The sequence below is a fragment of the Parafrankia sp. FMc2 genome (assembly GCF_041008525.1).
Taxonomy (GTDB): Bacteria; Actinomycetota; Actinomycetes; order Frankiales; family Frankiaceae; genus Parafrankia.
In genome coordinates this window covers 16,277-37,963 of record NZ_JBFLUG010000039.1, presented here as the reverse complement: position 1 = coordinate 37,963, position 21,687 = coordinate 16,277, and the positions used below count along the sequence as shown (strand labels likewise).

Here is a 21,687-nt window from a genome sequence, read left to right as displayed (position 1 = left end):
TGACGTCTGACGTCTGAGCGGCCGCCCTGGTCCCCACCCGCGGGACGGGTGCCGGCGGCTTCACACGGCCCCCGCCGGTACGTGGGGAATAGCGGAAGCGGGATCGAAACCGGCGAACGCCAGCCCGATAACGAAGCCCGCTACCTCCTCGAGCTGCCGGGCGCGGTCGAGCGGTCCCAGCACGGCCGGCACACCACCGACATCCCTGATGAGGTCACTCACGACGCGCAGCGCGGTCGCGTCGTCGCCGCAGATCGTCACCGTGGGCGCCGGGCTTTCCTCGCCGGCGCCCACGGGCCGGCGCGCCCACTGGTCGGCCGGATGAAGGTGGAAGGCCTTCACGACGTGAGCGCCCGGAGCCGCCGCGGCGATCTGGCCCGCGGCCGAGGTGCCGTGCTCGGTGAGCAGCACACCGACACCGTGCTCGACGGCATTGCTCGGGTCGATCAACGGCACTCCCGCCAGCGTGCCGTCGGCCGCGCCGGCGCTGCCCAGAACATCGTCGACCCCCGACCACAACACGGCCAGGAGGACCGCGTCGCGCCCGGTGACGGCCTCACGCGGGGTGGCCGCTCGCGTCGGCCCGCCGAGGCGCTCGGCGAGCGCGTCCGCCCTGGCGCGCGACCGTCCGCCGATCACCAGTTCGTGCCCGGCCTGGACCCAGCCACGCCCAAGACCCTCCGCCAGGGTCCCGGTACCCAGAATCCCGATTCGCATGATCCCTCCTCGCCTTCCCCGTACTCGCGCCGACCGCTTCGACCCACGTCGACGGCGACCTTAGGACGGCCGTTACACACCAGTCGGTGCGTGCGAGACCTGCGACCATGACGGGGATGAACGACCAGGGGCGAGACTGTGAGGAGCTCGTGGCGGACTGCCGTGTCCGGGCGGTCACCGACCTGTTCGCCCACACCTGGGACCCGGTCGTGCTGACAGCCCTTCGCCGGGGCCCCCGCCGGCGCCGCGAGCTGCGTGCCGCGATCGGCGGCCTGAGCGACAAGGTCCTGACCGAGGCGCTACGCCGACTGTGCGCGCACGGGCTGCTGGAGCGCCGCGCCTTCGCCCAGGCTCCGCCGCGGGTCGAGTACGCGCTGACGGCGCTGGGGCAGAGCCTGGTCGACGGCCCGATGCAGGCGCTCGGCGACTGGATCATCGAGCACGGGGACGAGTTGCTGAACGCCCAGGAGAAGTTGCTGAACGCCCAGGAGAAAACGTCGTGACCTTCGATGCCCCTGTTCCGGAGGAACGGCTTTCCGACCCGTCGGCGCCGGCCGGGCGCCAACCCGTTCGGGGCTTCGTTCAGAGTCGTGACGAAGGCCGTCGGATCGACCTGCCGAACTGGTCGATGCTCGTCAAGGTCGCCGCTGGGGACACCCTCGGTCGGCTCACCGTGCTGGAGGGACGGATGGGCCCGCGGCAACCCGGACCACTTCCGCATGTTCACGAGGCGCACGACGAGACGTTTGTGCTCGTCGAAGGCCGGTTGCGGTTCCGCGTCGGAGACGGGTTCCGCACGGCCGTAACGGGTGAGACGGTCTTTGCCAGCCGGTGGCTGACCCACGGCTTCGGGAATCCGTTCGACGAGCCGGCGCGCTACATCGCCATCCTCACCCCCAGCGGCTACGAGGACTATTTCGTCGAGGTAGCGGAGCACGTCGCCAGGACCGGCATCATGCCCGACGCGGTTCTGACAGCGGAACTGATGGCACGCCACCGGACTGTCCTCGCACCACCTCTGCCCGACCCCGGTTCGGACCTGCCGCGGTAAGCGGCTGCACGCGCCCACCGCCCGGCGGCTGCCCGGACGGGTCGTGCGTGCTGACGCGACCGCGATCCCGTTGCGGGCCTCAGTCCCTCTGCGGGCGTCAGTCCATGCCTCGTTTGCCCGGGGTCCAGAACGGCTGGACGACAATCTGCCGGCGGTCCCAGCCCCGCTCGCTCACCAGATGGCGGCGGACGGACTGGCAGGTCCGGGCCTCACCGGCGACGTACGCGACGGGCCGGCCTTCGGTGCCGCTGTCGGCGGGCTCCCGCGGATCGGGCAGGTCGAGGCCGGCGAGCGCCGCCGGCAGCAGCGGGGAGTCGGCGGCCGAGGCGCCGTCGCGGTAGGTCCAGGTGAGGTGCTCGGCACGGGGGAGCGGCAGTGCGTCCGCCGGGCTGTCGCACTCGAACACGCCGCGGACCTGGGCGGACGCGGGTAGGCCGCGCAGGATCGCGCCGAAGGGAACCGCCGCGGTGTCATCACCGACGAACAGGTGGAGGGCCGCCTCGGCGCGCGTGACGAGGTGACCGTCCGGCTTCGTGATGATCGCTTCGTCTCCCGGGGTGACGCCTCGTGCCCAGGCCGCGCCGGGGGCGTCGCCGCCGTGGTCGTACACGGCCAGCGTCAGCCGTCCGTCCGGGTCGTACTCCCAGACGGAGTAGCTGCGCTTGATGTCGCGAAGGCCCTGCCGCCAGTTGCCCAGCAGGGTCGGGTCCCGGGGAAACAGGGTCACGTTCTGGCCCGGTGTCCAGGTGAGGCCGGCGAGCGCGGGGCCGGTCAGGACGATCCGGCGGGTGCTCCGGGCCAGCTGGTCGACACTGTCGACCCGCGTGCGCAGCAGCAGCCGGTCCAGCAGCGCGAGGGGCCCCCGCCGAGGGCGAGCAGGGGATGCCACGGGGGCGTCATCAGTCACAGGGCGAGCGTAGGCAGGGGAGGATCTACACTCAAATGCAACTTACTCAATGGCAAAATGCATGTCATGCAATCAGCGTCGTCGTTGGACCTCAACCTGCTGGTGGCTCTCGACGCCCTGCTGGAGGAGGGGAGCGTCAACGGTGCCGCGCGGCGACTGCGGCTGACGGAGTCCGCGGTCAGCCGCGCGCTCGGGCGGATACGGCGGGCGATGGACGACCCGGTCCTCGTGCGCGCCGGCCATCGGATGGTGCCCACCCCGCGGGCGCTCGCCGTCCAGGCTGAGGTGCACGCCCTGGTCGAACGGGCCCACGCGGTGTTCACCCCGCTTCGGGAACCCGATCTGGCCACCCTCGCGAGGACGTTCACGATCCTGGCCAGCGACGCGCTGACCACCGCGATCGGCGTCGACCTGCTCGACCGGCTGGGCCGGGAAGCCCCCGGTGCGCGGGTGCGGTTCCTTCCCGAGCCGTCCGCGACCGAGGACCCCCTCCGGGACGGGACGGCCGACCTGGAGGTCGGTGAGATCGACTCGACCTCGCCGGAGATCCACATCGAGGTCCTGGCCGAGGAGCAGGCCCTCGCCGTCGTCCGCGCCGGGCATCCGCTGACCCGAGGCCGTCTGACGCCGGAACGCCTCGCCGCCGCCCGCCACGTCACCGCGTCCCGCCGTGGGCGGTTCGCCGGCCCGCTGGACGAGGCCCTCGCGGCACGGGGCCTGCGCCGGACGGTCGCCGTCTCGGTCCCGTCCCACTCCGCCGCGCTGCTGCTCGTCGCCGGCAGCGACCTGGTCGGCCTGGTACCCGCCCGGCTCGGGCGCGGTCTGCTCACCAGCCTTGGCCTGGTGGCTCTCGACATCGGCCTCGACCTGCCCACGTTGACCATCGCGCAGGCGTGGCATCCCCGCTACGAGGCCGACGGGCCGCACCGTTGGCTTCGCGACCGTGTCCGCGACACCGTCCGCCAGGCTCTCGCCCTCGACACCCACTAGAGTCGACGCCGTTGGACGCCGCGCGCCAGATCGAGCTCCGGACCTGGTCGAGCCTCTGGAGCATTCCTGCGGCACGATGGTCCGCGGTCGTCGAGCCCGCACTGGACGCGCTGCGTCGCCTGCCGAACCCCACCGAGCCTCGGTCGGCTCGGATCCGCACACCGTCGCTCGTCTTCGAGAGCCCCACTCGGCAGTAAGACCGCTGGGATCAGCAGCCTGCCCATCAGGGTTCTGATGCCGGTCGTGGCACTAGAATTCTGGTCGATCGCCCCGCGGCTTCTTCCGTCGAATTCGCCGGGTGATCTCCTTTCTCGGACCCGGCGGTACTGGTAGGTCATAGCGGTGAGCCAGTTCGGTGAAAACCGGATTGGCTGGGTATGACTCGAGGGCGCGGGCGAGCAGTGTCCTGTACGGATCTTCTATGATTCCGTTCTCAAGGTCACGGAAGATCTGCTCCCAGGCCACGTCGGGCTGATGGTAGTCGATGTTCGGTCGTCGTTCGCGGGGAAATCCGGCTCGAGTCAGCACCGGCTCCGCGTCGGCGGTGGAGATGTATATCCGGGCCATTTCCTGCCGAAACGTGTCCACATCATCCGGGCGAAAATTTCCTGAGGGTGGTTGGTGCGGTCGCTCGCCGGAACTGTCGGCTCGGCTGTCAGGGTTCCTCTCGGGTGCTCCACCTTCATATTCGCCTGGATCGTCGGGCAGGCTCGCGCCGTTTCGGGGAAGGTCCCCGAAGCGTTGCTCGACAAGCGCTGCCAGACTCCTCGAGACAGCCGGTATCAGTGGGGAGATCTCCGCGAGCGAGCCATAGATGACCGTCTCCTGGTAGCCGCTGATGGCCCCTGCTATCTGTGTAGCCCGCTTGCGGGCATTATCCAGCTCCACGGGCCCGACAAACGGGTGGCGTCGTCCGATCATCCTCTTCATGTATTTGGCGGCCTGTCCGAGCTCTGTGACGGTATGCCGACGCACCTGACTGATGTCGATGCTGTCGCCGTTCTCCGAGGTGTTTGGTCGTAGCTTCAACATCAGCTCGAGAGCGCATAGCAGGTGATGAGCCGCGAAGAGGTCGGGGTGCCGGTTCCATACCCATCGTTGTATCCCGACGGAGACGCCGAGAAAAAACAGATAGATGGCTGTCAGGGCTAGCAGTCGGCCCGCTGTCTTAGGCGGAATATTCTCAGGAGAGTCCACGTAGCCACGCAGGAGCAGCCCGCAGAACAACAGAAAAAATCCCAGTGATATGATGAAGAAGGGCAGCACCGCCAACATGCGGGCTCGCGCAGCGATCCTGTCGCGTCTGGCGACGTCGCCGACGATCTGATCGGCGGACGGCAAAACCTGCGAGGAGCCCATGGCAAGTTTCACCGCCGCGACTCGGGCGCCTGCCTGTTTGAGTTGCCGCCGAGCGCTCCGGGGCCGCGAGGAGACCAGCGGGACGAACATCATGCTGAGGCCGAGAAGAATTATGCCCAGCTCGGCAACAGATTTACCCAACAGCTCCAGGAGCGATCCGGTGGCCTCGGCCTCAAAACCGGCGAGCAGCTCGACGATCTTCTCCTCTCTGGGCGAATCGGAGAAGGATCACTTTACGCAGCAACGTTGCGCCGGCCGGCGACCGGCTCCCCACCGCACCGAATGCCGGCGCCACCCAGCCTCCGACGCCTCGTGATCGTTCACGCTCGGGGCGCGGTGGCGGCGAGCACACGTAGGAGATGGCTCCGGCGGCCCAGGTGCCGATCCACCTCGAGGGGGATTGGCCTACCCCGTCATCACGCTTCTGGGCTTGCCGCCGTCGCAGGCCCGTGGCTGCGTTGGTCTGTGGCGCGACGACAGCGGCATGTCCTCCGGGCGGCGGCAAGCGGTACCGATTCGCCGACGGCGGCCAGGTCCGCGTCGTGTGCCTGGACGAGCCCACCAGTAGGAAGGTGGTCATCGGCGTGGCGGAGGACAGGCCGGGTGAGCGCAGCGTGACCTGGGCCATGTGGAACACACCGACCGCATGGGTAGGCGCGCGCCCGTCTCGCCAGAGGCACTGACAGTCGAAGATCTCTGTCTGGATGGTGTGTTCTCCAGGAAGGAGAAGCTGCGGATGGCTACGGCAGTGATCACGGGCGGCACCGACGGCATCGGCCGAGGGCTCGCCGAGGAGTATCTCCGTCGAGGGTTCGAGGTGCTCGTCGTCGGACGCGACAGACAGAAGGGCAGGGCGTTCGAGGCCGCCGGCGAACGGGCCCGGTTCGTCAGCGCCGACCTGAGCAGGGTGGCCGAGAACCGCCGCCTGGCCGACCAGATCTCCGAGCAGTACCCGGTTCTCGACGTCCTCGTGCTCGGTGCGCGATTCCACCGGCAGACCCGCGCCCTCACCGCCGACGGGTTCGAGAGCAACTTCGCGCTGTTCTACCTCAGCCGGTTCCTGCTCAGCCATGGCCTGGTCGGCCCGCTGAGCCGGGCCGAGAGCCCGGTCGTCCTCAACTTCGGGGGCGCCGGACAGACCGGCCCGGCCCGGTGGGACGACCTTCAGCTGGAACGCGGCTACCACGGCGTCGGTGCGATGGGTCACGCCGGACAGCTCAACGACCTGCTTGGCGTCGACTTCGTGGACACGCACGCCGACACCGGCATCCGGTACATCCTGAACCACCCGGGCGTGGTGGCCACGAGTTTCGCCGGGGAGTACGACCCGGCGACCGCCACGCAGATCGACCAGCTGAAGGTGATCGGCAAGTCGGTGGCCACCGCCGTCGCCCAGATCTTCCCGTTCCTCGAGGCACCCGGGCAGGAACGGCTGACCGCCGTACTGGAAGGCCACCGCGTGCCGCTGGAGCCGGAATCGCAGTACCTCGACGACGCCCGCCGCCTCCGCAGCCTCACCCTGGACCTGCTCACGCGGTTCGACGCCGAACCACCCAGAACCGCCTGAAACCGCCGGCCAGCCGCCGCGACGCCGTCGGTCACGGCGATCGCGTCCATCGACCAGGGGAACGGACGGGCGAGTCAGCCCCGCTGGTCTCCCGCTCTGCCCCCACTCCGGATCATGTCGATGACGTTGACTCCACGTCCGATGAGGCCACGTGATCGGTTGCCGGGTGAGAGACGGCCAGTTCCTGGCGCAGTCGCTCCCGGGCACGGCGCAGGCGCTGTCTGACCGCCGACGGCGTGATCCGCAGGATCTCGGCGATCTCGTCGGCGGTCAGGTCGTCCCAACAGGCCAGCGTGAGAACCGCCTGATCGGCCTCGGTGAGCTGTGCCAGCGCGGCTCGGGTCTCGATGGCCTGTTCGGGCAGTGCGTCGCACGCCGGGATGACCGTGGCGAGATGGGCGCGAAGGCGATCGGCCAGCGCGGCCCGGCGGGTCTGGCCACGGCGGTGGTTGGCGAGCGTGTGGCGGGCGATGCCGAACAGCCAGGCAGCAGCCGCATCGTCGTCGGACGGCAGGTCGGCGACCCGGCGCCACGCGGTCATCAGGACCTCGGCGAGCAGGTCGGCGGCGTCGGCTGGCGGGTCGACCCGGCGGGCGAGAAAGGCCAGCAGCCGTGGGCCGACCGTACTCACAAGGCCGGTGAACCATTCCGCGGTCGTTGTCGCCGCAGTTCTCGATGCTGCATCGGCACCCGACCTGACAGGCTCAGAACTCACTGGCCGACACCGATCCAGCTGGAGGTGCAGTTCGCCCTGATGTTCTGGCGGACCGGGCCCTCGTCGCCGTGAGTAGCGGCCTCGGCGATGGAGCGAAGCCAGTCGACGGTGCCGCCCCCGTCGTTCTCGACGAAGATGGGCCACGATGGCACGCCGCGTATGACTTCTACGGCCCGCCCGACCCGGACGGTGTCACCCGCCTGCCGCGCGGCGAGCCATTCACCGTCCCAGACACAGACCGCGTAGAAGGCGAAGGCCTGCCGGACACCGGTGACCTGCATCCTCGCGGGCTCCCGCTGGCCATTGGCGACCTGTTGGTCGATCACGGGCTGCCAGCTGCGCCCGGCCGGCAGCGGGATATCGGACGGACGCAACGACTCCACGACCTCGCGAAAATCCGGCGCACCGGTGTTGAGCCACTCGCTGGTGTCGCTCTCGGTGAATCCCGGCGAGCCGAAGATTCCCGTGCGGGCGAGGCCGTCGCTGGACGCGAACGCTGTTCCCAGGAGCGCTGCGGCCGCAAGCCCGGCCACAGCCACACGTTGCCACGCGCGAGGTCTTCCCGGCACTCGCCTCGACGTCGGTCCCCGGCGTCGTGACCGCGCCAACCGGTCCAGCCGCTCCGGCGTCGTGCCGATCGGCCCGGTCCCGCCTGCGGTCCCGCCTGTGGACCCGGCGCCGGTGGCGACGGCCGCCCTCGCAAGCTCACTGACCAGGCGGCCGACGTCCGCACTGGCCGCCAGAGCCGGCCCGACCGGGTCCGCGGACCGCATGCGGCGATCCAGCTCGTCGTCCTCCGGCAGCCCCATTCTGATCAACCTCCGGCGTCGACATGGATCGGCTGCCCAGAACATGTCCGGCATGCCGTCCGGTGTGACGCAGTGGAGCTGTGACGCTGTGGAGCGCGGACTTCGCGCGTCAGGTGCGTGTCAGGTGTGTGCGTCGGACAGGCGGCGCAGGCGGTGCCTGAGGTGGTGTTGCTCAGCGAGATTGACGGTGGCGGAGATGGCTCGCCGGTAGGCCGTGGCCGCGTCGCCCGGTCTGCCGGCCTGCTCCAGGAGGTGGGCGCGGACGGCGTTGAGACGGGGAAGGCCAGGGTGGTCGGCTTCCAGTGTGTCGATCCCGGCGAGGGCGACGTCGATGCCGTCGACCATGGCCTGGGCGACGATGCGGTTGAGGGCGATCGTGGGGTTCCGGTGACCGGTCACGATCTCGAGAAGCCGGTAGAGCGCGAGGATCTCGACCCAGTCGGTTGTCGCGATGTCGGGCGCTTCGGCGTGCAGAGCGGCGATGCAGGCCTGGAGCAGGTAGGGGCCGGGCTCGGCGCCGGGGGTGGCCTGCTCGACGAGCCGGATGCCCTCGCTGATCAGCTCCTTGTCCCACAACGCCCGGTCCTGCTCGTCGAGCGAGGTGAGGCGCCCGTCCGGCCCCACCCGGGCCGGGTGGCGGGCCTCGGTGAGCAGCATCAGCGCGAGAAGGCCGGTGGCCTCGGTGGACTCGGGGACACTGCGGCGAAGGAGCCGGGCGAGGTGGATCGCCTCGGCGGCGAGATCCGCGTCGCGGGGAGGCGCGCCGGCGGTTGTGTGGTGTGCCTCGGCGAACATCACGTAGAGCACGTCGAGTACGGCGGTGACGCTCTCGCCCGCCTGCTCGGGGGGCGGCAGCAGCCGGTCGAGCTCGCCGAGGCGACGCTTGGCCCGGGTGATCCGCTGGGCGATGGTGCGTTCGGGGATCTGGTAGACGTTGGCGATCTGGGCGGTGGTCAGGCCGGCGACCGCCCGCAGGGTCAGCGCGACCTGTCCGGAGCGTGGCAGGTCGGGGTGGCAACACAGCTGCAGCACCAGCAGCGAGTCGTCCCGCTGGACGGTCTCCGGCGCCACCGGGGGCGCCAACAGCGTTGCGCGGGTCTCGCGGTCGCGGCGCCGGGCGTCACTGCGGGCGCGGTCGGCGTACCGGCGGCGTGCGGTCGCGATCAGCCAGCCGAGCGGGTCGTCGGGAAACCGCGCCGGCCACTGCTGGTAGGCCTGCAGGAGCGCCTCCTGGACGGCGTCCTCGCACAGGTCGAACTGGGCGGTGCCATAGCTGCGCAGCAGCCGGGCGAGGGCCTGCCGCGCGAGCTCGCGCCACCGGCCCTCGCTCCCGCCCTCGCCGAAGGGTCCGGCTGGGATCATCCCTCGCCCAGGTCGGAGAACATCACCGGCCGGATCTCGAGGGCAAGCCCGGGGATGTTGGCATCGGGAATCTGCTGGGCCAGCTCCACCGCCCGGGCCTCGTCCTCGACGTCCACGAGATAGAAGCCGCCCATGAACTCCTTGCTCTCGACGAACGGTCCGTCGGTCACCTCGGGCCGGCCCCCGGAGCTGCGAACGACCTTCGACTGGCTGGGGTCGGCGAGGGCCTGCGTCGCGATGAACTCACCGCGCTCCTTGGTGGCGGTCATGAACGCGCCGTGCCCCTCCTGGATCTGCCGCTGCTGGTCGGTGGTGAGCTGCTCCAGCACGGCCGGGTCGATCTGCATGATGATCAGGTACTTCACGGTCTCCTCCTAGGTGGAGCAGCCACCCGCGTGGCAGCTCACCAGGTGGTCGTCGCCGACGGTGCTCCCGCGACACTACGCAGCCAGAAATCTTCCCCGGCGTTGTCGCGCGGGGCGCGCCGGCGACGACCACCTGGTACGCGGCCACGCGGGTGGCACGCGGCCACGACGGGCGAGACGCCCACGCTCAGGGAGGTAGGCCATGACACAACGGGTCCGGGTCCACTGCTTCACCATCAGCCAGGACGGGATCGGCGCAGGCGAGGAGCAGAGCCTCGAGCGCCCCTTCGGCCACGCGGACCCCGGCCGCCTGTTCGCCTGGGCCGGTGCCACGGACAGCTGGGTCCACCGCGCCGAACCCGACGGCAGCCGAGGGCTCGACGACTACGTCGTCCGTGACTTCAGCCGCAACATCGGCGCCGAGATCATGGGGCGCAACAAGTTCGGCCCGGTCCGCGGCCCGTGGACGGACCACGAGTGGCAGGGCTGGTGGGGAGACGAACCCCCCTTCCACACACCGGTCTTCGTGCTCACGCATCACGTTCGGCCGTCGTTCACCCTGAGCGACACGACGTTCCACTTCCTCGACACGACGCCGCACGAAGCACTGAGGCAGGCGAAGGCCGCCGCCGACGGCCGGGACGTGCGCATCGGCGGCGGCGTCACGACCGTTCGCGAGTTCCTCGACGCGGGCCTGATCGACGAGATGCACATCGCCGTCGCCCCGTTCGAACTCGGCACCGGTCTGCGCCTCTGGGACAACCCGGACGAGCTGACCGACCGCTACCACCTGGAGCGCGTGCCGAGCCCGAGCGGTGTGGTGCACCATTTCTTCTGGCGGCGGTAGGTACCTGCCGCTGGCGGCGACAGGCGCGCGGCAACAGCCCCGATGGGGAGCTCCCACCTCATCGCAGGGCGAGCGGGGTCTCGGATCCGACGCGGGACAGCTTCTCCGGGTTGCGGACAAAGTAGAGGCCGGTGATGCGGGCGCCCTCGACACGGATCGCCAGGACGCCGTCGAGCGCGCCGTTCAGGCGTACGACGAGTGCCGGGTTCCCGTTGACCACGGTGGGGTCACAGGTGATCATGCCTTTGGTCCTGCCGGAACCGCCGAGGTAGAAGCGGACCACCTTCTCCGCGCCGATGACCGGCCGCAGCGCGGCGCGCCTGATCCCGCCGCCGTCGCTCACAAGGACGACCTCCGGGGCGAGTACGTCGAGGAGGTGCTGCGGGTTCCCGGTCACGAGCGCGCGCTGGAACGACTCCAGCGCCGCCCGGGTCTCGCTCGGGGAGGCCGCCCTGCCAGGGCGGCGGGCATCGACGTGCTGGCGGGCGCGGTGCGCGATCTGGCGGACGGCCGCGGGGCTCCTGCCGACAGCCTCGGCGATCTCGTCGTAGCTGACGTCGAACACCTCGTGCAGCACGAACACCGCCCGCTCGGTCGCCGAGAGCTGCTCGAGGACGATCATCATCGCCATCGACACGCTCTCGGCGAGCTCGACGTTCTCGGCCACATCCGGTGCGGTGAGCAGCGGCTCCGGCAGCCACTGGCCGACATACGCCTCCCTGCGGCGCTTCATGGCGCGCAGCCGGTTGAGTGACTGCCGGGTCGTGATCCGCACCAGGTAGGCGCGCTGGTCGCGCACCTGCCCCAGGTCGACCCCGACCCATCGCAGCCAGGTCTCCTGGAGGACGTCCTCGGCGTCGGCCGCCGATCCGAGCATCTCGTAGGCGATGGTGAAGAGCAGGTTGCGGTAGGCAACGAAAGTCTCGGTTGCCGGGTCAGCGGCCTGGTCGCTCATCTCTCGGCAGCTGCCCGTCCAGCGGTGGCTGCCCGTCCAGCGGTGGCTGCCCGCCCAGCGGTGGACGACCGCCCAGCGGTGGACGACCGCTCGGCGGTGGCCGGCGCCTCGCCGCGAGTGGTCTGTACCAGGTCGCGGCGCCTGCCGTCCCTGAGCTTCCAGGCGTACGAACCGGGCTCGCGCGCCTCGTCCGCCAGATGCCTGATCAGGCCCTGGTAGCTACTTTCCTTGATCTTCACCGCAAGGCGGCCACGGAGGGAGAACCCGTTCGCCGTGTCGTCCCTGGAGGCGAGCTGCACGGTGGCGGCGCGACGCCCCAGGCTGACGCACAGGCCGAAGAACCCCACGTCGATGGGAGCAGGGTGCTCACCCGCGATCTGGCTGAGCACCGTGTCGGCGGCGTGCGCGCCCAGCGGCCCGGCGGCCTGACAGCTCATCCGCAGCGGCAGATCCGACGGTGCCGCCGAATCCCCGGCCGCGACGATGCGCACGTCGTCCACACTCGTCAACGTCTCGTCCGTGAGCAGGCGGCCCAGCGCGTCGGTGCTCAGCCCGCTGCGGGCGGCCAGGTCCGGCACGCCGAATCCGGCGGTCCAGATGGTCACCCTGCTCGGCAGCTCACGGCCGCCACCGAGCTGGACGGCGTCGAGCATCACCGCCGTCACCTTCGCATCGGGGCCTTCGAGCACGGTCACGCCGAGTCTGGCCAGCCGCCTGGCAACCGAGCGGCGAACCCGAGGGTGCAGATACGGACCGAGCACCTCGCCGCACACCAGGGTCACGGCGCGGCCCGCCTCCGCCAGCTCGGCGGCGATCTCGATGCCGAGCGTGCCGGCTCCGGCAACCGTCACCGCGGCCGTTGCCGGCGCGGCGACGAGGACTGCCCGCAGCCGTTCCGCCTCCTCCAGGGTCGCAGTCGGGTAGGCGAACTCGGCTGCTCCGGGCACGCGCGGGTGGGCGCTGCCACTACCCACCGCGTAGATCAGATAGTCGTAGCCGACGCTGCCGCCGGCAGCCAACGCCACGGTGCGCCCGGCCGCGTCGATCCGTGCCGCGGTGTCGACGACCAGCCGGACACCCTCCGCGAGGACCTCCTGGAAGTCGACGACCGCGTCCTGGGAGCCGCCCACCACCTGGTGCAGGCGGATCCGATGGACGAAGGCCGGGCGCGGGTTGATCAGCGTCACCGTCACGTCGTCGCGCTGCGTCAGGCGGTTGGCAGCCATGACGCCGGCGTATCCGCCGCCGACCACGACCACACGGGTGTTCTCGACCATGGCGTCTCCTCCGCATTCGGGGTTCGGCCTCAGGACACCGCGTTGTCGCTTCTTGTGACAGCCTGTGAGGCAGGTCACTCCGGAGGACAGTGTCAGGCGTGGGCGCGCAGTGCTCGGGCGTACCACTCCCAGGTGTCGATGATGTCGTCGGGGGCCTGGCTGGGGGCCCAGCCGTTGACGATGCCGACGAGGGTCCAGTAGCGGCCGACCCGGCGATCGGTGAAGGCCTCGATGCGGTCGGCCACGCAGGTGCGATCTTCGGACGGGGTCGGGCCGAGGGCTTCAAGGCGCTCGACCACGGCCAGGGCCTCGGGGGAGGCGGGGTCGACACCGGCCCGGGCGGCGGGTCCGGCGAGTTCGTCGACAGCCTTGCCGACCTCGAACTGCGCGACGTCCGGTTCCGGTCCCTCGGCGCGGGCTCGCTCGGCCATCCGGCGGCTGGTGGCGACGAAGTCGGGATCGCGCAGCAGTTCGGCGATCTCCACCCAGGCCGCGACCTGTTCCGGGGTCGGATCGTCGGGCAGCTCGGGAGCACCCATGGCCAGCTTGTCGGCGACGGCGCTGGTGCTGGTGCTGTCGCCAAAGACAGCGTCGAGGTAGTCGTCCACGATCCGCCGACGCTGTTCGGCCGTCAGGTTGGTCAGGTCGGTCATCCGTCGGAGCTCCTCGGGGTCGGTGGATCCGATGAAGGCGCGCAGCACCGCCCGCTGCAGTCGCAGCACGCGAATCTGGGCGTCGAGGGCACGTACGTGCTCGGCTGCAACCTCGGTCAACGAGGCTTCGGCGTCGAGCACCCGCCTGATGTCGTCCAGGCCGACGCCGAGCTCGCGCAGGGTGCGGACCAGCCGCGCCCGGGCCACGGCTTCGGGCCCGAACAGCCGGTAGCCCGACGCCGTGCGGCCCTGCGCGGGCAGCACACCGGCATCCGCGTAGAAGCGCAGCGTCCGTACCGAGAGCCCGGTGCTCGCCGCAAGCTGGCCGATCATCATGGAACCGATCCTCGGGCCTCCACCAGCTGGAGAGTCAACGGCCTCGGCCCGGCGATCTCGTGTTGGCCGTGGCGGTCGCCGTGGCGAATCCAGGCCCAGGCTGATCGGTCGGCAACCTGCCGCCCTCCGCGTGGATCGAAAGCTCCGGCGGAAGCGGCGTCCTGTGGCGGATCAGTGATCAGTTCAGTGGATGTGGCGGCCAACCCGGCCGCACGCCGCACGCCGCACGGTAGTTCGTTCCGGCTCGCGGGCCGCGCCCTTCAGGATGAATGCGGCGAGATCCCAGTCGATATGAGCGTCGACGCCATCCGGCCGGACCGACTCGAGGCCGTCCGTTCCGCCCTCAGGAGGCACGGGCGCCGGACGCGGCTGATCGACGACGGGTGCGCGGAGTTCCGACCGCAGGACCGGTCGACGGCGATCCACCATGGTGACGGCAGTGCGCCATGCGGCGAGCGCGTCGCTCACGTCGCGGGCCCTGCGGATGACAACTCCGACACCAGTCGGTCACCCGGCAGAGCGGGTCAGGGTGCTGGCAGAGCGGGTCAGGGCCCTGCTGGGAGAAGTCAGGACACGGGAGCGGGCGCGGGGGCGGGGTCGAACGCGGTGTCCCGGGCCGCCGTCTCCCAGGCGTCGATGTCGGCGCGCACCGCGTCGAGATGGCTGAGTACGGCGTCGATCCCGTCGCCCCCGACCGGCAGCCGCAGCGGAACCCGGCCGGAGCCGAGCACCTCGACGACCAGCCGGGCCAGCTTCGCCGGGTCGCCCGCCTGACCGTCGTCGCCACCCGCGACCATCGCCCGGGTACCGCCGACGATGTCGGCGTAGGCACCCTGCTCGCTGCTGAACGTCCGGCGCTTCGGGTCGAACAGGCTGGTGCGGAACGCCCCCGGCTCAACGATCAGCACGTCGACACCGAACGGGCGCAGCTCGTCGGCCAGACCCTCCGACCAGCCCTCCAGGGCGAACTTGGTCGCGCTGTATGCCGAGAACCCGGCGAACGACATCTGGCCGCCCATGCTGCTCAGCTGGACGATCGCGCCGCGCCGCTGCTGGCGCAGGTGCGGCAGCAGTGCCCGGGTGAGCGCGACCACGCCGAAGAAGTGCAGCTCGAACAGGCTGCGGAGCTCGTCCTCGCTCGTTTCCTCCGCGGCGCCGACATGCGTGCGGCCCGCATTGTTGACCAGTACGTCGACGTGGCCGTGCCGGGCGACGACGTCGTCCACGACCGCCTGCGCGCGGGCCGTGTCCGTGACGTCGAACGTGACGACGTCGAGCCGGTCCGGGAACCGGGCCGCGAGCGCGTCCATCGTTTCGGGACGGCGGACGGCCGCCACGACGACGTCACCGGCCTCGATGGCCGCCTCGGTGAAGGCAAGACCGAAGCCGCTGTTCGCACCTGTGATGATCCATACCCTGTCCATGGCCCAAGCCTGCGCGGCCGGGGCGTGGTGCGTCCAAGACAGGCTGTGATAGCCGTTGGTTATGGACATCCACGTCCGGGACCTTCGGTACTTCGTCGCGGTCGCCGAGGAGCTGCATTTCACCCGTGCCGCCGAGCGGGTCCTCGTGTCACAGCCGGCGCTGAGCAAGCAGATCAGGCTGCTGGAGCGACAGCTCGGTGTCACCCTGTTCGAGCGCGACCGCCGAGCCGTCCGGCTGACCGAGGCCGGCGCGGTGCTCCTGCCCCATGCGCGGCGCGTCCTCGCAGCGTGGGACGACACCGACAGCGCGCTCGCGCGGCACCGCGCCGCGCTGGCATCGAGCCTGGTGGTGGGAATGAGCACCAGCCCCGGGCGCGGGCTGCTCCCGGCGCTGCGGTCGCGGTTCCGGTCCCGGCAGCCGGCCGCGGAGTTCGAACTGCGGCAGGTCCAGTGGGACGACTCGACGGCCGGACTCGCCGACGGCTCCTGCGACCTCGCCTTCGTCTGGCTGCCCCTGCCGTCGGCGCGGGACTACGAGACCCTGGTGATCGCGCGGGAGCCGCTGCTGGTGGCGCTGCCAGACGACCATCCGCTCGCCGCGCGTCCGGAGCTGCACCTCGCCGACCTTGCCGATCTCGCCGACCAGCCGTTCCTCGCGCTGCCCGAGGACGCCGGCGACCTGCGGGACTTCTGGCTGCTCACCGCGCTGCGCCCAACGCCGCCACGGATCGGCGCGGTCGTGCGCAGCGCGGAGGAGACCTACGAGGCCCTGGTGGGAGGTCTCGGCATCGTCCTGATCGCCGCGGGCAACGCCCCCCTGCTCGACCGCGCCGGGGTCGTCACCCGTCCGCTCGTCGACGGCCCCCGCAGCGAGCTCGCCCTGGCCTGGCGCAGAGACGACCGGCGCCGCATCGTCACCGACTTCGTCCGCGCCTGCCGGGAGGTGACCACGGCCAGCCCGCAGACCCGTCCTCGGCCCGCCCTTCACCGCTCGAACGATCCGGCGCCGAAGGATGGAGATGCGACCACCGGACCTGACACACCGGATCCGCCGGCCTTTATGGCTGGGTGAGGTCGATCTTCACGGGAAACGGAGCCATTGCTTCGACGACACCCGTGTAGGTATCGCCAACCCGGTAACTTTCCGCGGACAGCGAGTCGTACAGCTCCGCGGTGATCTGCTGGTGCATCCAGGCGGGAGCGGCCATCTCCGCGGTCACGGCGCACCTCCCTGGATCGGCGTCGGATCGACGCGGTGCTTCACTCGGGTATCGGGCCTCTATGAGGTTGGTCACCACCGTTTCGGCCATCCCGATCGAGTGCGGAACCGAACCCGGCACGTATCCCTCAACCGCGAGGAGAGCGTGTGCGCCGAAGACTCACCTTCGCCGTGGCCGGTGTCGTCATGGCGGCAGCCCTGACCGTCGCCGCTGCCCCGCCCGGGCTGGCGGAACCTGCTGCGGATCCGGTCCTGCCGACCGCGGCGGCCACCCGAGCGCCGCTGCCGCCCGACTACGTCGCGGCGATGATGCGCGACCTGCATCTCACCGAGCCCGAGGTCTACGACCGTCTCGACCGGGAGGACGCCGCCCACCGCATCCGTGACACCCTGCAGACGCGGCTCGGGAGCGCCTATGGCGGGGCGTGGATCGCCGACGACGGCCGCCGACTGACCGTGGCGGTGACCGACGTTGAGCTCGCCCCGGTGGTCCGTGCGGCAGGAGCCATCCCCGAACTGGTGCGTTTCAGCGAGGGGCAGCTCCGGCAGTTCGGCAGCATGGTCGAGCAGTCCGATCATTCCGACGCGGTGACCGGTGTCTCGCTGGACGTCCAGAAGAACACTCTGATCGTTCATGCCCGGGACGGGCGGATCGGCGCGGCCGAGGCGGTAGTCGATGCGGTAGTCGAGGCCAGCGGCGTCGGGCGCGGCAGCGTGCGGGTCGACGCGGACGGTGCGGACGTGCAGGCCACGTCGAATTTTGACGCCGGATCGATGTACAGCACGAGGTCCGGGCGCTTCCTCGACGACTGCTCGACCGGGTTCGGTGTCGTGACCCGGGCCTCGGCGAACACAGCGAACCGGGTCCTGGGTCACCTCACCGCCGGCCACTGCGGAACGGCCCGGGCGGTGACTGTCGGGGCGAATCCCACCACGTCTGGTCAGGTCGAGATGTCCACCTTCCCCGGCGTCGACCATGGCTGGGTCCGGAGCGGCGTGGGTAGCACGCCCACGCCGTTCGTGAGGAGCGGCGGTGGCAGCACGATCGGTGTGACGGGTATGCGCCTGGCGATGGTGGGCGACGTGGTCTGCCGCAGCGGATTCGTATCCGGTTACAACTGTGGCCGGGTCATCGGTGTCGAGCCGTCGACAACAGTCGGCACGAGCGCCGGATCGGCGGTGGTGCACGGGTTGGTCCGGGCCTCCGTGTGCGCGGAGAACGGCGACTCGGGCGGACCGGTCCTCAACGGCACGCTTGCCGTGGGCATCGTTTCGGCCAGGCGAATCCCACCGACACCGGTTCCCTGTGACCAGGGCGAGTCTTTTTTCCAGCAGGTCATTCCGGCGCTTAACGCGTACGGCCTCGACCTGTTGACGGTGGGCGGTGGAGGCTTCGTCGAACCGCCGATTGCTCAGATCACCTTCCCCTCCTTCTACTGCGGGCAGGTCGGCGCCGACGAGTACCGGTGCTCGGTGGACTGGGCGGGCGGCACCGGCCCGTTCATCGTGTCCTGGGCGGCGGACGGTCTCATCGCCGGGGGACGCATCACAGTCAACGAAGAACTCCGCAGGACCACCCGCTACGGTCCGTGTGCTCCCAACACCATCAACCGGCTCACCGTGTCGGTCATCGACAGCACCGGGGCGAACGCCAGCCAGGTGATGTCCGTGTTCTGCCGACCGCGCGGCGAACTCTGATCGCCCGGGCTCGGGCGGCCGGCGAGCCGCCCGGGCCTGCTGGTCCTCGGCCTGTGCCGAGGGTGAACGCGGTGCCCCGCGAACGCCGGGCGCGGGAGCGGGGGACGGTCAGGCCTCGTAGAACAGGGTGACGTTCAGGATGTCGACGGGTGCGGCGTCCGGGGTGTCCGACTCGAAGCTGATCACGTTGATCGTCCCGAGGTGCCCGACCTCGGTGTGCAGCGTCGCGAAGTTGTTGCCGTCCGGCAGAGCGATCTTGCACTGCTCGCTGCCGTTGACCAGAATTCGGTAGACGTGGTTTCCCTTCCGCGTGTCGACCATATAGAAAAGCATGCCGCTTCCCCGCTTCGGGACGTACGGCAGCCCGACGTTGAAGGTCACGGAATTACCGAGCTGCGCCGGAACCGCGCCACTGATCGCTCTGTAGTCCATCGTAGCTCACCTTTTCGCTGTTGGTTGACCGGAAGGCCGTCGAACTCTCCGCCGTTTATGCCCCGGCGAGAAGGTCTCGGCTGACAGTCAGTCTGCCTGTCGAGCGATACGCGTACCTAGTACAGATTCCGGACTCCGCCATGTCTCTTTCTGGACAGCGCGCGGACGCATCTTTCGAATTTCCGGTCGGAGCAGATCTCCGCCGGGCGAGTCGAACGTCTCATAGACGGTTCTGACGCCCTGTGTGACGGTTTGTGCTCGCTGCTCGCTGCTCGCTGCTCGACGGCGCGGCTCAGGATCTGCGCGCGGTTCGGTGCGACGGGCACCTGCGTCCGGAGCCCGACCCTGAGCAAGAGGCCGTATCGCTGTTCTGGCTCGTGTACCGGCTGCTGGGACCGCTTCCTATCAGCCTGTACGCCACCGATGCCTTAGGACATGGATGCTCAACTGGAGTTCGAAAGCTGTGTCTAGGCTGACGGTGGCGACGTGCCAGTTCCCGGTGGACGTCGACATCGCACGCAACGGCCGATACGTGATGCGTCAGATGCGGCATGCGCGGAAGCAGGGGGCGGACGTCGCGCACTTTCCAGAGGCATGCCTGTCGGGCTACGCGGGCGCGGACCTCCCGAGCTACGAGGGATTCGACTGGCGGCTGCTCGACCGTGTCACCACGCAGATCCTGGCACTGGCTGGCGAGCTTCGGTTGTGGGTCGTGCTCGGTTCGACACACCGGCTCACCGGTGATCATAAACCGCACAACAGCCTCTACGTCATCGATGAGACCGGTAGCATCGTCGACCGCTACGACAAACGCTTCTGCTCCGGCGACCCGGCGGAAAGCACTGGTGACCTCGCGCACTACACGCCCGGCGACCACCCGAGCATTTTCACGATCAGCGGTGTTCGGTGCGGAGCGCTCATCTGTCACGACTACCGGTATCCGGAACTCTATCGCGAGTACAAGCGCCACGGCGTCCAGCTTGTCTTCCACTCCTACCACGCTGCCCACATGACGCCCGAGAAAGTGGCGGCCATCCGCGCCGCCGTGGGCGAGGACCTGCAGCGACTCAATCCCGGTGGCACCTACGCCGGTATCACCATGCCGGCGATGATGACCGCGGCGTCAGCGGCCAACCACGTCTGGATCAGTTGCCCGAACTCCTCCGCCCGGGAGAGTTGCTGGGGTGCCTTCTTCGTCCGTGCCGACGGCGTTGTCACCGGACGGCTGCCGCGTAACCGGAGCGGTGTGCTCATCTCCACCATCGACACCGACGCCGCGCTCTACGACTCCACCGCTGCCTGGCGTGCCCGCGCGATGGCAGATGTGCTCCACAGCGGAACCCTCGTGCACGACGTCCGTTCCACGCAGCGCACTCGGCTGTGACCGGCTGACCAGGCCCGTCCCCTGGTGACGCTCAGCATCAGAGGTGGCCTCGCGCCCGTCAGGTTGTGGTGGCGCAGACCATGGCCCTGGCCGCGCAGCATCTCGAACGTGGCCGCAGCCCAGGTTGGGTCCTGTCAGCACGGCGACGGAGCGATGACCGGCTGCTCGCCGGCCATCGCGGCGCGGTCAGCTACGGTGCAGGCGTGGGACTGCATCTGAGTCAGATCGACGAAGCGGACGAGCTGCTGACCGACGACCCGTTGGCGTTGCTGATCGGGATGGTGCTGGACCAGCAGATCCCGTTGGAGCGGGCGTTCGCCGCGCCGTTTGAACTGACGCGACGGCTTGGCCGTTCGTTGGATGCGGCTGACCTGGCGGGGATGGATCCGGAGGAGCTGGCAGCGGTCTTCTCCATCCAGCCCGCGTTGCACCGCTTTCCGGCGGCGATGGCGCAGCGGACCCAGAAGCTCTGCCAGATTGTGATCGACAGCTACGACGGCGACGCCGCACGGGTGTGGACGGGTGCCGCGGATGGCAAGGATCTGCTGAAGCGGGTCGCCGCACTGCCCGGCTTCGGGATCCAGAAGGCGAAGATCTTCGTGGCGCTGCTCGGTAAGCAGCTCGGCGTCGAGGCGCCAGGCTGGCAGGAGGCCACCGCTCCGTTCGGTGATGCCGGAAGCTACCTCTCGGTGGCCGACATCGTTGACCCCCAGAGTCGCGACAAGGTCCGCGACTACAAGAAGCAGCTGAAGGCTGCGGCGAAGACCGCAGTCTCTTGACCTGCAGGTTTGTGGACGAAATTTCCGTCCTGTCCGCACGGAGTCCGCTGGGCGGACAGGGTCGTCCGATTGTGTCGGGCGCCGTGTTGACTCGCTGTGGTCGCCGCCCAGTGATCTTTCCCGCGTGTGAGTAGATGTGTGACACTGTAAGTTGTGGTGGACGGCCTTTGGTGGGACCAGGAGGACGCGGAGTACATCCGGCGTCGGTCTGATCGTTATCCCGGTGCGACCGACATCGAGCCTGAGTGGACCTTGGAGGCTGTGAAGGATCCGCGGAGGATCGTTCGTGACCCGGATCCGAGGAGCAGGACGGGCGCGGCTCGCCTGATCGGGTACTCGCGCAGTGCCGGGTTCGTGCTGACCGTGATCGTCGACCCGATCGACGAGGCTGGGATCACCGCGTGGAAGACCCACGGAAGCGATCTTCGGGACTACCTGGAGGGAGGGAGCGGCGGTGACTGATGCGTCCAGGCGTGCCCGGCGTGACGCGATCCGAGCCGAGTACGCAGCCGAGGAGGCCGAGGCTGCCGAGGCGGAGGCCGTCGAAGCAGAGCAGGCTGTCGTGTCCGTACGGGTTCCCGCCTCGTTGGCCGAGGCTCTCAAGGCCCGTGCGGCGGCCGAGCACCTGCCGACCTCGGTGTTGGTCCGGCGCATTCTTACTCGGGCGGTCCAGAGCCCCGATGCTCCTGTTGTGAGCGTGGAGCAGGTCGAAGAGATTGTGCGCAGGGTCCTCCGCGAATCAGCGTGATCTGTGGTCCGCAAACAGTCCGCAGAATGCCGGAAAATGGCCCACGTCAATGGCAACTACTGAAAGCGAGAACCGCAGGTCAGGCGGCATTCT

At 69.7% G+C, this 21,687-nt stretch carries 24 protein-coding genes and 1 pseudogene; 11 read left to right on the top strand and 14 right to left on the bottom strand.

What is annotated here, in order from left to right; translation table 11 throughout:
• Positions 1-60 precede the first annotated feature (60 nt).
• On the bottom strand, positions 61-717 hold the full coding sequence (locus AB1460_RS15825; RefSeq protein WP_368962098.1) for an NADPH-dependent F420 reductase: 657 nt from the start codon (positions 715-717) through the stop codon (positions 61-63).
• Between the two features lie 116 nt (positions 718-833).
• Between AB1460_RS15825 and AB1460_RS15820 the strand changes: the two genes are divergently transcribed.
• Complete coding sequence (locus tag AB1460_RS15820) at positions 834-1,220, top strand: winged helix-turn-helix transcriptional regulator (protein ID WP_420497286.1); 387 nt, start codon at positions 834-836, stop codon at positions 1,218-1,220.
• Entirely contained in the window at positions 1,217-1,768 is a 552-nt protein-coding gene (locus AB1460_RS15815) for a cupin domain-containing protein (protein WP_368962095.1), read from the top strand. The genes AB1460_RS15820 and AB1460_RS15815 overlap by 4 nt, the downstream gene beginning before the upstream one ends.
• A gap of 97 nt (positions 1,769-1,865) precedes the next feature.
• Here AB1460_RS15815 and AB1460_RS15810 read toward each other — a convergent pair whose 3' ends face one another.
• Positions 1,866-2,657 carry a siderophore-interacting protein gene (locus tag AB1460_RS15810; RefSeq protein ID WP_420497284.1) on the bottom strand — a complete coding sequence of 264 codons (792 nt, stop codon included), beginning with the start codon at positions 2,655-2,657 and terminating at the stop codon, positions 1,866-1,868.
• A gap of 75 nt (positions 2,658-2,732) precedes the next feature.
• Between AB1460_RS15810 and AB1460_RS15805 the strand changes: the two genes are divergently transcribed.
• A complete protein-coding gene (locus tag AB1460_RS15805; RefSeq protein WP_368962092.1) occupies positions 2,733-3,665 on the top strand; it encodes a LysR family transcriptional regulator in 933 nt (310 codons plus the stop codon).
• 249 nt (positions 3,666-3,914) lie between these two features.
• On the opposite strand, the gene AB1460_RS15800 is transcribed toward AB1460_RS15805, so the two are convergent.
• Entirely contained in the window at positions 3,915-5,165 is a 1,251-nt protein-coding gene (locus AB1460_RS15800; protein WP_368962091.1) for an effector-associated domain EAD1-containing protein, read from the bottom strand.
• A gap of 595 nt (positions 5,166-5,760) precedes the next feature.
• On the opposite strand from AB1460_RS15800, the gene AB1460_RS15795 reads away from it, so the two are divergent.
• Positions 5,761-6,591 (top strand): SDR family NAD(P)-dependent oxidoreductase, encoded by an 831-nt coding sequence (locus AB1460_RS15795; RefSeq protein WP_368962090.1) that lies wholly within the window; start codon positions 5,761-5,763, stop codon positions 6,589-6,591.
• Between the two features lie 112 nt (positions 6,592-6,703).
• On the opposite strand, the gene AB1460_RS15790 is transcribed toward AB1460_RS15795, so the two are convergent.
• From AB1460_RS15790 to AB1460_RS15775, 4 genes are all read right to left on the bottom strand, one after another.
• The gene (locus tag AB1460_RS15790; protein WP_368962088.1) at positions 6,704-7,222 is read right to left on the bottom strand and encodes an RNA polymerase sigma factor; all 519 of its coding nucleotides are present in this window, start codon (positions 7,220-7,222) and stop codon (positions 6,704-6,706) included.
• An 80-nt stretch (positions 7,223-7,302) separates the two neighbouring features.
• A complete protein-coding gene (locus AB1460_RS15785; RefSeq protein ID WP_368962087.1) occupies positions 7,303-7,839 on the bottom strand; it encodes a hypothetical protein in 537 nt (178 codons plus the stop codon).
• Positions 7,840-8,235: 396 nt separating this feature from the next.
• The gene (locus AB1460_RS15780) at positions 8,236-9,477 is read right to left on the bottom strand and encodes an RNA polymerase sigma factor (RefSeq protein WP_368962085.1); all 1,242 of its coding nucleotides are present in this window, start codon (positions 9,475-9,477) and stop codon (positions 8,236-8,238) included.
• Positions 9,474-9,842: a YciI family protein gene (locus AB1460_RS15775; RefSeq protein ID WP_368962084.1), complete on the bottom strand. Its 369-nt coding sequence runs from the start codon at positions 9,840-9,842 to the stop codon at positions 9,474-9,476. The genes AB1460_RS15780 and AB1460_RS15775 overlap by 4 nt, the downstream gene beginning before the upstream one ends.
• A 202-nt stretch (positions 9,843-10,044) precedes the next feature.
• On the opposite strand from AB1460_RS15775, the gene AB1460_RS15770 reads away from it, so the two are divergent.
• Complete coding sequence (locus AB1460_RS15770) at positions 10,045-10,689, top strand: dihydrofolate reductase family protein (protein WP_368962082.1); 645 nt, start codon at positions 10,045-10,047, stop codon at positions 10,687-10,689.
• 58 nt (positions 10,690-10,747) lie between these two features.
• Here the strand turns inward: AB1460_RS15770 and AB1460_RS15765 are convergent, their stop codons facing one another.
• The 5 genes from AB1460_RS15765 to AB1460_RS15745 form a co-directional block, all read right to left on the bottom strand.
• Positions 10,748-11,644, bottom strand: coding sequence for an RNA polymerase sigma-70 factor (locus AB1460_RS15765; RefSeq protein WP_368962081.1), 897 nt, complete (start codon positions 11,642-11,644; stop codon positions 10,748-10,750).
• Positions 11,641-12,921: an NAD(P)/FAD-dependent oxidoreductase gene (locus tag AB1460_RS15760; protein WP_368962079.1), complete on the bottom strand. Its 1,281-nt coding sequence runs from the start codon at positions 12,919-12,921 to the stop codon at positions 11,641-11,643. Before AB1460_RS15760 ends, AB1460_RS15765 begins: the two co-directional genes overlap by 4 nt.
• Positions 12,922-13,013: 92 nt before the next feature.
• Complete coding sequence (locus AB1460_RS15755) at positions 13,014-13,910, bottom strand: MerR family transcriptional regulator (protein WP_368962078.1); 897 nt, start codon at positions 13,908-13,910, stop codon at positions 13,014-13,016.
• A gap of 183 nt (positions 13,911-14,093) precedes the next feature.
• On the bottom strand, positions 14,094-14,378 hold the full coding sequence (locus AB1460_RS15750; RefSeq protein WP_368962077.1) for a hypothetical protein: 285 nt from the start codon (positions 14,376-14,378) through the stop codon (positions 14,094-14,096).
• Positions 14,379-14,476: 98 nt separating this feature from the next.
• A complete protein-coding gene (locus tag AB1460_RS15745) occupies positions 14,477-15,334 on the bottom strand; it encodes an SDR family NAD(P)-dependent oxidoreductase (protein ID WP_368962075.1) in 858 nt (285 codons plus the stop codon).
• Positions 15,335-15,395: 61 nt separating this feature from the next.
• Here AB1460_RS15745 and AB1460_RS15740 point away from each other — a divergent pair, with 61 nt between their 5' ends.
• Entirely contained in the window at positions 15,396-16,406 is a 1,011-nt protein-coding gene (locus AB1460_RS15740) for a LysR family transcriptional regulator (protein WP_368962073.1), read from the top strand.
• Between the two features lie 70 nt (positions 16,407-16,476).
• Here the strand turns inward: AB1460_RS15740 and AB1460_RS15735 are convergent.
• A pseudogene (locus AB1460_RS15735) lies at positions 16,477-16,554 on the bottom strand (Uma2 family endonuclease); the annotation flags it as partial.
• A gap of 146 nt (positions 16,555-16,700) precedes the next feature.
• Between AB1460_RS15735 and AB1460_RS15730 the strand changes: the two are divergent.
• The gene (locus tag AB1460_RS15730; protein ID WP_368962072.1) at positions 16,701-18,251 is read left to right on the top strand and encodes a S1 family peptidase; all 1,551 of its coding nucleotides are present in this window, start codon (positions 16,701-16,703) and stop codon (positions 18,249-18,251) included.
• 108 nt (positions 18,252-18,359) lie between these two features.
• On the opposite strand, the gene AB1460_RS15725 is transcribed toward AB1460_RS15730, so the two are convergent.
• Positions 18,360-18,683, bottom strand: coding sequence for a hypothetical protein (locus tag AB1460_RS15725; RefSeq protein WP_018637589.1), 324 nt, complete (start codon positions 18,681-18,683; stop codon positions 18,360-18,362).
• Between the two features lie 463 nt (positions 18,684-19,146).
• On the opposite strand from AB1460_RS15725, the gene AB1460_RS15720 reads away from it, so the two are divergent.
• From AB1460_RS15720 to AB1460_RS15705, 4 genes are all read left to right on the top strand, one after another.
• Positions 19,147-20,067: a carbon-nitrogen hydrolase family protein gene (locus AB1460_RS15720; RefSeq protein WP_368962071.1), complete on the top strand. Its 921-nt coding sequence runs from the start codon at positions 19,147-19,149 to the stop codon at positions 20,065-20,067.
• A gap of 203 nt (positions 20,068-20,270) precedes the next feature.
• Positions 20,271-20,846: an HhH-GPD-type base excision DNA repair protein gene (locus AB1460_RS15715; protein WP_368962138.1), complete on the top strand. Its 576-nt coding sequence runs from the start codon at positions 20,271-20,273 to the stop codon at positions 20,844-20,846.
• A gap of 261 nt (positions 20,847-21,107) precedes the next feature.
• Positions 21,108-21,308 (top strand): hypothetical protein, encoded by a 201-nt coding sequence (locus AB1460_RS15710; protein ID WP_368962069.1) that lies wholly within the window; start codon positions 21,108-21,110, stop codon positions 21,306-21,308.
• Positions 21,301-21,594, top strand: a complete 294-nt coding sequence (locus AB1460_RS15705; RefSeq protein ID WP_368962068.1) for a ribbon-helix-helix protein, CopG family — start codon at positions 21,301-21,303, stop codon at positions 21,592-21,594. The genes AB1460_RS15710 and AB1460_RS15705 overlap by 8 nt, the downstream gene beginning before the upstream one ends.
• The last annotated feature ends 93 nt before the right edge of the window (positions 21,595-21,687 follow it).